At 45.7% G+C, this 8,593-nt stretch carries 5 protein-coding genes; all 5 read left to right on the forward strand.

Annotation, left to right across the window (positions count from 1 at the left end):
* On the forward strand, positions 1–1,440 hold a 1,440-nt coding region (locus tag KKI13_07765; protein ID MBU4488938.1), incomplete at its 5' end, for an efflux RND transporter permease subunit.
* A gap of 19 nt (positions 1,441–1,459) precedes the next feature.
* The gene (locus KKI13_07770) at positions 1,460–4,630 is read left to right on the forward strand and encodes an efflux RND transporter permease subunit (GenBank protein MBU4488939.1); all 3,171 of its coding nucleotides are present in this window, start codon (positions 1,460–1,462) and stop codon (positions 4,628–4,630) included.
* A gap of 1 nt (position 4,631) precedes the next feature.
* Positions 4,632–6,929 carry a glycosyl transferase family 36 gene (locus tag KKI13_07775; GenBank protein MBU4488940.1) on the forward strand — a complete coding sequence of 766 codons (2,298 nt, stop codon included), beginning with the start codon at positions 4,632–4,634 and terminating at the stop codon, positions 6,927–6,929.
* Complete coding sequence (locus KKI13_07780; protein MBU4488941.1) at positions 6,926–7,636, forward strand: hypothetical protein; 711 nt, start codon at positions 6,926–6,928, stop codon at positions 7,634–7,636. The genes KKI13_07775 and KKI13_07780 overlap by 4 nt, the downstream gene beginning before the upstream one ends.
* Before the next feature lie 12 nt (positions 7,637–7,648).
* Positions 7,649–8,509 (forward strand): zinc metalloprotease HtpX, encoded by an 861-nt coding sequence (locus tag KKI13_07785; GenBank protein ID MBU4488942.1) that lies wholly within the window; start codon positions 7,649–7,651, stop codon positions 8,507–8,509.
* Positions 8,510–8,593: the final 84 nt, after the last annotated feature.

The raw sequence follows: 8,593 nt of genomic DNA on the forward strand, positions 1-8,593 counted from the left end.
GGCCAATTTATGATAAAGGTAGATATGCCTGCCGGGACTAAGCTTGACGTGGCTAACAAAGTGGCGCGCAGCATAGAGAATACCATATTGAAGATGAAGTATGTAAAAACAGTAAGCACTACCGTCGGCTCAAATAAAGAAGAATCTGCTTCATCGGGTAATATAGAGATGCTGCAGTCAAACCAGGCTCAAATAGCGGTCAGCCTCGCGCCTAAAAGAAGGATAAGCACCGATGATTTTATCCAAGAATTGAAAAATAAGCTGGATAAAGTCGATACGGAAGGAGCCGAAATCAACTACGTGCTTTCTCAGAGCGTGATCTTTTCGGCCTTTCAAGAAGGGGGCGCGCCCATAGTCGTTGAGATAAAAGGGCAGGATTTCGAAAAACTCGATAATATAGCAAAATCGGTTACAGCCGAAATCAGCAAAATAAAAGGTGTTTATAACGTAAAGAGCACGATCAAAGAGCCGGCCCCCGAAACAAAGATAATAGTTGATAAGAATAAAGCGGCGCTGTATAGGCTTTCTGTTCATGACATAGCCCAGACAGCGCAAATAGCCATAGAGGGATGGGTCGCTACGAAATTTAAGGAAGAAGGAAAAGAGATAGATGTGAGGGTAAGGCTTAGGGAGGCCGATAGAAAAGATATTGCCTCTATAAAACAGCTAAAGGTAGCCTCGCGTGACGGCGCGGAAGTCGCCCTTCACGAAGTGACCACTTTGCAACAGGGCAAGGGTCCTAGTGAGATACGCAGAGTTGACAAAGAGCGGACCGTATTGGTCTATGCCAGCATATTCAACAGAAACGCAAGCGATGTTATTAAGGAAGTAGAAGGAGCAATCAATAATGTAAAGATACCCGTCGGTTATCCCAAGCTGAAACTTGCGGGCGAAGAAGAGCAGATGAAAGAATCCTTCTCAAGCCTTATATTTGCGTTGGCGCTTTCAGTGCTTCTTGTTTATATGATAATGGCGGCGCAATTCGAGTCGCTATGGCAGCCGTTTTTGATAATGTTTACCGTGCCGTTATCGGTTATAGGCGTAGCCGCGGCCTTTATCATAACAGGCACTACCGTAAATATAGTTTCAATCCTGGGATTCATAATATTGGGCGGCATAGTCGTCAATAACGGTATAGTCTTGATAGATTACATAAATGTCTTGCGAGGCGAAGGGAAGAATTTATACGATTCGGTTGTAGAGGCATCTGCCACGCGGTTACGCCCCATACTTATGACCGCATTGACGACAGTTTTAGGTCTTGTACCCCTAGCGCTTGGGTTGGGCGAGGGAGCCGAACTCCAATCGCCGCTGGCCGTGACCGTAATGGGTGGGCTGCTAGTATCCACATTCCTTACTTTGATTGTAATACCGACCGTTTACCTCATGTCTGAAGAATTCTTTACGCGCTTTACGAAAAAAGAACCTCCAATTATTTAAACATAAAGTACGATAGCCTATGTCACTCGCGAAAATTTCCGTCGAAAGACCTATAGCGGTAATGATGTTCTATGTGGGCATCATCCTCATCGGTATCATTTCCCTTGCAAGACTTCCCGTAGCGCTCATGCCGGATGTATCATATAAGAAAATAACGATTATTACCCGCGTAAGAGGAGGGATGCCGCCTACGGAAGTAGAGGAGCTCGTAACAAGGCCGATAGAGGATGCCGTATCTTTAGTGGGCCGCATCGAGGATATAACATCCCGCTCCGAAAAAGGGGAATCCCAGGTAGTGATAAGGTTTGAACCCGGCACAGACATGGATTTTGCGGCCCTTGAAGTTCGGGAAAAGTTTACAAGAGTGAAAAATAAACTGCCTAAAGAAATAGAGCGGCCCGTTATAGCCAGATACGAAGAGACAGACGCCTACGTCCTTATAGCGGCAACGAAAAGCGATAAATATACAACTGAATATCTGCGAAAGGTAATAGATGAGGACATAAAGGAGTACCTGCTCAGGATTGACGGCGTCGCGAATGTCGATGTCTACGGCGGCCGCGAAAGAAAGATATTGGTAGAGTTTGACCAGGCAAAGCTGAACGCTTATAATATCTCTATTTTGAGCGCGATAGATATGTTGGGCCTCAATAACCTCAATCTTCTTGCCGGAAATGTCGAGGGCAAGCGCAATAAATATATGCTCAGGACCATCGGCGCATATAAAAGCGTTGAGGAGATAAGAAATGTCCCGATGGCGGTCAGCGGAGTAGGCTCCCTTATAAAATTAAAGGACATCGCAAGCGTCGAAGATTCGTTTATTGAGCCCGAGAATTACGCGAGGCTCAGCATGAAACCCGAAAAGTTCCCAAGCGACGTGGTTTCGCTATATGTGCATAAAGAATCCACCGCAAATACCATAAAGGTGGTAGATGAGATAAAAAAGCAGATAGACGGCCCCATAAGAGAAAAATTGGCCAAGCTGGGGCTTGTGCTCGGGAAAGATCTTAGCATAGATATAATAAGCGACCAGGCCGATTTTATCAAGAAAGCGATAAAAACCGTTAGAAACGCTTTATTGCAAGGCGCCGTGCTCGCCGCGCTCCTGCTCTTTTATTACCTGAGGGATAAAAGGTCAACTTTTATAATCTGCGCTTCAATCCCCATATCTGTTATAGCAACTTTTGCTCTTATGTTTTTGCGCAATACCTTTTTTCCTCAGGAGCCGATCAGTATTAATGTTATGACTCTAAGCGGCCTGGCTCTCGGCATAGGTATGCTCGTGGACAATTCCATAGTCGTCATAGAGAATATCTTTTCAAAAAGAGAAAAAAAGATGAGCCCCAAAGAAGCCGCGATTACGGGTACGAACGAGGTCTTTATTGCTATAGTGGCATCTACGCTTACCACAATAATAGTTTTTTTTCCTATAGTTTTCGTAACGGAAGAAGTAAAGATGCTTTATGGAGAGCTGGCCTTAACAGTTACTTTTTCTCTTCTCGCTTCTTTACTGGTAGCCCTTACGCTTGTGCCCAGCCTTGCGGCCATGTCAAAAAGAGAAGTCCCAAAGGGAATAGATATAAAAAAGTCCAAAAGAATTTACCGTAAATGGCTTGCCGTAATTATACGAAAAAGATATCTCGCTGTCTCAATAGCGGTTATAATATTTGCGGTATCGCTCTTCGTTTTTAAGCACCTGGACAGGGAATTTATGGGCCAAACGGAACAGGGCAAATTTACCATCTTCGCGCGGCTTGAAGCCGGGGCAAAACTGGATGCCTCGGATGAAATGGTGAAAGAGATAGAAGATGTGATATCCCTTAATCAGGCGGTTAAGAATTTTTCTTCCAGGATAGAGGGCTGGTCTTCTCGGATTTATGTGAGCCTTCTTCCGTTTAGCGAAACACGCCAAAAGACGGAAGATGTCATAGAATGGCTGAGGCCTCGCATGAAAGAGATAGAGCGCAAATACCGCGGCGGGTTCGTCTATTTTTCAGAGATACAATCGCCGGGCATGCCCGAGATAAGCTTGGACGTATACGGGCATAATTATGACAAATTGAACGAATTGATCGCGGGACTGGGGCAGGGGATACAATCTGTACCCGGAATGGTAGATCTTAAGCGTTCTATAGAACCCGGCCGGCCTGAATTCAGGATAATAATCGATAAAGAAAAGGCTGCTTATTACGGCATGACTACGCAGGAAATAGCCGATATTCTCCATGCCGAGACAAGAGGGCTTAGGGCAACGTTATTTCATACCGAGGGGAGCGAGGTGGAGATAATAGGCCGCCTTGAGGAGGATTATAGAAAGACTTTTGAAGATATAAGGAATCTTTTATTGACTACTCCCAAAGGGGATATTATACGCTTGAAGCAGGTTGCGCGCTTTGAGCCGGCTATAGGCCCGAGTGAAATACACCGAAAGAACAAAAACAGGTTTATAGAGCTAAGCGGTACATCTACCTCGTTGTCGCAGTCGCGAGCCATACAGACGATTAAAAAAGCGCTCAAGAGTTTTAAAATGCCGCGGGATTATTACTGGGAGTTCGGGGGTGATTACGAAAAGCAGGTACAAAACCAGAAGCAGCTGACACTGGTTTTATTATTAACTGTAATCCTTGTTTATATGGTTATGGCGTCGCTCTTTGAATCATATTACCAGCCCCTTATAATAATGATAACCATACCCCTTGCTTATGTGGGAGCTGTTTTTATCCTGTGGCTATTCAAAATAGCCGTAGGAATAGGAGTCCTGATAGGGGCTATAATGCTAGGCGGAATAGTGGTAAATAACGCAATAGTCCTTGTTGACAAGATTAATGCTATAAGGGCCGAAAATAGATCGGTAATAAGAGCAGTCATATCGGGCGGGAATGACAGGTTAAGGCCCATTCTTCTCACAACGGGGACAACAGTACTCGGGCTTATGCCCATGATATTTGACCGTTCCGAAGCTTCTAATCTTTGGTCGCCTCTGGCCGTAACCGTTACTGCCGGTTTGATCTGCTCAACGATTTTAACCTTGATTTTAATACCCAGTATATATATAATTTTTGAAGACATACGAGGATCATTCCAAAGAAGGACATTCTTCGCCGATATAAAACTATTGGTTAAACTGTTGCGTAGCGAGGCGGCCGTAGTAAAAGTAGCTATTAAAAGGTTTATCAAAAGACAGGAGTAGTATGAAGAGACTTTTCGAAACAAAATACGGTTATTTCAAAGACAACGGAAAAGAATATGTTATTAAACGCCCGGATACCCCGAGGCCATGGGTCAATGCTATATCAAACGGCGATTATGGCCTGGTTATTTCGCAGACGGGTTCCGGTTATAGTTTTAGGGGGAATTCCAACCTCTGCCGCATCAATACCTGGGTACAGGATGTCATAAAAGACGATTACGGAAAGTATATCTATATACGGGACAATGATTCCAAAGCGATATGGTCCTTAAGCTGGAAGCCCACTTGCCCGAAATTTATTAAATATGAAGTCAGGCATGGCATGGGTTACACTGTTATAACCAGCGTGATTAACGGCATAGAGGCGGAGCTGCTTATATTTGTACCGTTTAACGAACCGGTTGAGATATGGAAGGTTACGCTTAAGAATAAGACAGGTAAAAAGAGATCCTTAAGCCTCTTTACCTATTTCGAACTTTGCCTCGGCAATCCCAACGGCTCTCACAGGGAATACCATAAGACGTTTATCGGGACCGAATACGATAAATCTTTAGGCGCCATGTTTGCCGACAAGCGGCGCGAAGTTAATAGAAAGATAAGCGACAAGGATTTGAGCGAGTGGCCGTGCAGCATATTTCATTCATCATCCGTTAAGCCAAAGAACTGCGAGGGCGATAAAGAGAACTTTTTGGGCAATTATGGAACGCTTGAGCGGCCGAAAGCGGTATCGGAAAACCGCCTTACCGGCACCACGGGACGCTGGTCCGATCCTATCTCGTCTCTGCAGGTAGAAATAGACATTCCCGCGAATTCCGAAAAGATAGTCATATTTACTCTGGGCGAGACGAAGGATAAAGACGAAGCCGCGCGCATCATAAAGAAATATAAAAGCGAGGCGCATGCTGATAAAGCGCTTGCCGAGGTAAAGAAGATGTGGGATTCGCTTCTTTCCGGCCTTACGATAGAGACGCCGGATCCTGCCATGGATCTCATGGTCAATACGTGGCTTAAATATCAGGCGATATCATGCAGGTTATGGGCAAGATGCGCTTATTACCAGTCAAGCGGGGCATTCGGTTTTAGGGACCAGCTGCAGGATGCTCAAATATTCTTTTATCTTAAACCATCCCTCGCGAAGAAACAGATACTTTTGCACGCGGCGCATCAATATTACGCCGGCACAGTGTACCATTGGTGGCACACGCTTACCGAATGGGGATTAGATGCGGGGTTTTCAGACGATCTTCTTTGGCTCGCGTACGTTACGCTTAATTATATAGACGAGACTGATGATTATAAAATATTAGATGAAGAAGCGGTGTATCTGGACGCGCCGGCGGAAGCGCTCTATTACCACTGCGTGCGCGCGATTAATAAAGTCCTTGCCAGGTTTTCAAAAAGGGGCCTTCCTTTAATCGGCGAAGGCGACTGGAATGACGGACTTTCAAGCGTAGGGGTAAATTGGAAAGGCGAGAGCATATGGCTCGGCCATTTTCTCTATGGCATTCTCGAAAGATTTGCCGGAATATGCCTGAAAAGAGGCGACAAAAAATCATACAATATTTTTATTAAACGGCGCGATATGCTTAAAAAAGCCATTAATAGATATGCGTGGGACGGAAAGTGGTACATAAGGGCGATCAGCGATAATGGGAAGGTCTTAGGAAGTTCAAAATCAAAAGAAGGCAGGATATTCTTTAATGCCCAGAGCTGGTCGGTGATAACAGGCAGCGCGGAAGGAAAGCGCGGCATAATAGCGATGAATTCCGCCGAGAAATACCTGGACAGGGAATACGGGCCGTTACTATTTTATCCCGCATATTCTGTGCCTGACCCCGAAATAGGATACCTTACGCGCTATGCAGCCGGTACCCGCGAAAATGGCGGTGTCTATTCCCACGCCGCGACGTGGGCTATCATGGCAGAATGTATGTTAAAAAGGAATAATGTGGCGTATAATATGTATAAGAAGATGATACCGCCCGAAAGGGGCATGGACCCGGATTTTTATAAGGGTGAGCCGTACGCCATGCCGGGCAATATAGACGGGCCGGATTCGGCCAATTTTGGCCGGGGAAGCTGGACGTTATACACCGGTTCCGCCGCGTGGATATTCCGCGTTATAACAGAATGGATATTGGGCGTAAGGCCCGGCAAAGACGGCCTCGTAGTCGATCCGTGTATCCCCCGTAGTTGGAAAGGCTTTAGGATGAAGCGGTTATTCCGCGGAAAGATGTATGAGATCGAAGTAAAAAGAGATGAAACCGGAAAACTAAAAACAAAGGTAAAAAGAATATGAAAACCATCTCCTTTTTGACAATATTGGCATTGGCGGTTCTTACGTCTTTCTGCCCCCTTTTCGCGGAGGATATATCTGAACGGTATGAACAGGATGAGGATATAATACAACCCGATGAAATCCCTACGCCGGCGTTTCAAATAATACCGCATGCTCCGGAAGCGAAGGATGACCCGGCGCCTCGGGAGAAAAAAACCAAAAAGCAGGCAGCGTTTGAAAAGAAGCAGGCTAAAGAGGCTGCAAGACAGGCCAGGATAGATGAAAAGAAGGCGAAGGCCGAGGCGAAGAAGCAGGCGAAAATAGAAGAGAAAGCGCGCAAAGCGGCCGAAAAAGAGGCCGAAAAGAAAGCCAAGGAAGATGCGAAGCTAAAAGCGCAAGAGGACTCCATGGCAAAAAGGGCCGAACGCGCAAAATTGGAAGAGGAACTTGAGCAAAAGAGATTGACCGACGCTCAAAGAAAAGAAAAGCTCTATAAGAAAATAGACGGAATAGAGCAGGAAAGAAATGTGGAATACCGGCAAAAAAAAGGCACGCGGGACAAAGCGCCCGCATCTTTGGAGCAGCGCCCTTTTGAAACCGTCCCCGAAGAGGTTACCGAATTGATCAAAAAAGGCGACGAATATTATAATAACAAAGATTACGACAAAGCAAGGGAACATTACGACAAAGCAAGGTTTCTAGTGGAAGAGAAGAAGAAAAAGAAATAAGGCGCCAGCATGATGAATTACGCAAAGACAGCTATACTATTGATACTTTTGGCGGCATTGTTTATGTGGGTAGGCGGCATGATAGGCGGCCAAACAGGTATGATCGTGGCGTTTATCTTGGCCATGGTCATAAATTTCGGAAGCTATTGGTTCAGCGATAAAATAGTGCTCGCTATGTACAAAGCCCAGAAGCTGGACGAGAATACATATTCGGAGATATACCAGATAGTCGCCGAACTTGCTAAAAAAGATAACATACCTGTTCCGAGGATTTATCTCGCGGCCATTGATGTGCCGAATGCGTTTGCCACAGGAAGAAATCCTAAAAATGGCGTCGTATGCGTTACGCGGGGAATTCTCAATATGCTGAACCGAGAGGAGCTGAAGGGGGTAATTGCCCACGAGATGTCTCATATAAAGCATAGGGACACCTTAATAATGACGGTAGTCGCCGCCATAGCAAGCGCTATTATGATGATGGCTAGTATGGCAAGATGGGCTGCTATATTCGGCGGTTTTGGAGCGAGGAATAGTAAAGATAGATCGGGAGGTATCATAGGGCTCCTTGTCGTCGCCATAGTTGCGCCTTTGGCGGCCATGCTGATACAGCTTGCCATATCGCGCTTCCGCGAATACGCTGCCGACGAAAACGGAGCAAAATTGGCAGGTTCGGCCAATGGACTCGCAGCGGCTCTGCGTAAACTGGATCAGGCAGCGCCGCGCTATAAATTTAATGCCGCGCCGCAGACGGCGCATCTTTTTATCGTAAATCCTTTGCGCGGTAATTTTATGGCAGACCTTTTTAGGACGCATCCTTCTACGGAAAAAAGGATAGAGCGCCTGAGGGCGATAACGAAAGAGGCTATACTCTGAAGTTAAAAAACTATTTTGAGATAACAGGTATCGGCAGTGTTCCATACAAAGACGAGAAAAAAGCGTGCGATGTCATCTTCCCCA

It is taken from the genome of Candidatus Omnitrophota bacterium (assembly GCA_018894435.1).
Classification (GTDB): Bacteria; Omnitrophota; Gorgyraeia; order JAHIPI01; family JAHIPI01; genus JAHIPI01.

Excerpts from the sequence above, each read along its gene's own strand:
- KKI13_07770 (MBU4488939.1), top strand. The coding sequence starts at position 1,460 with ATGTCACTCGCGAAAATTTCCGTCGAAAGACCTATAGCGGTAATGATG.
- KKI13_07775 (MBU4488940.1), top strand. The coding sequence starts at position 4,632 with ATGAAGAGACTTTTCGAAACAAAATACGGTTATTTCAAAGACAACGGA.
- KKI13_07780 (MBU4488941.1), top strand. The coding sequence starts at position 6,926 with ATGAAAACCATCTCCTTTTTGACAATATTGGCATTGGCGGTTCTTACG.
- KKI13_07785 (MBU4488942.1), top strand. The coding sequence starts at position 7,649 with ATGAATTACGCAAAGACAGCTATACTATTGATACTTTTGGCGGCATTG.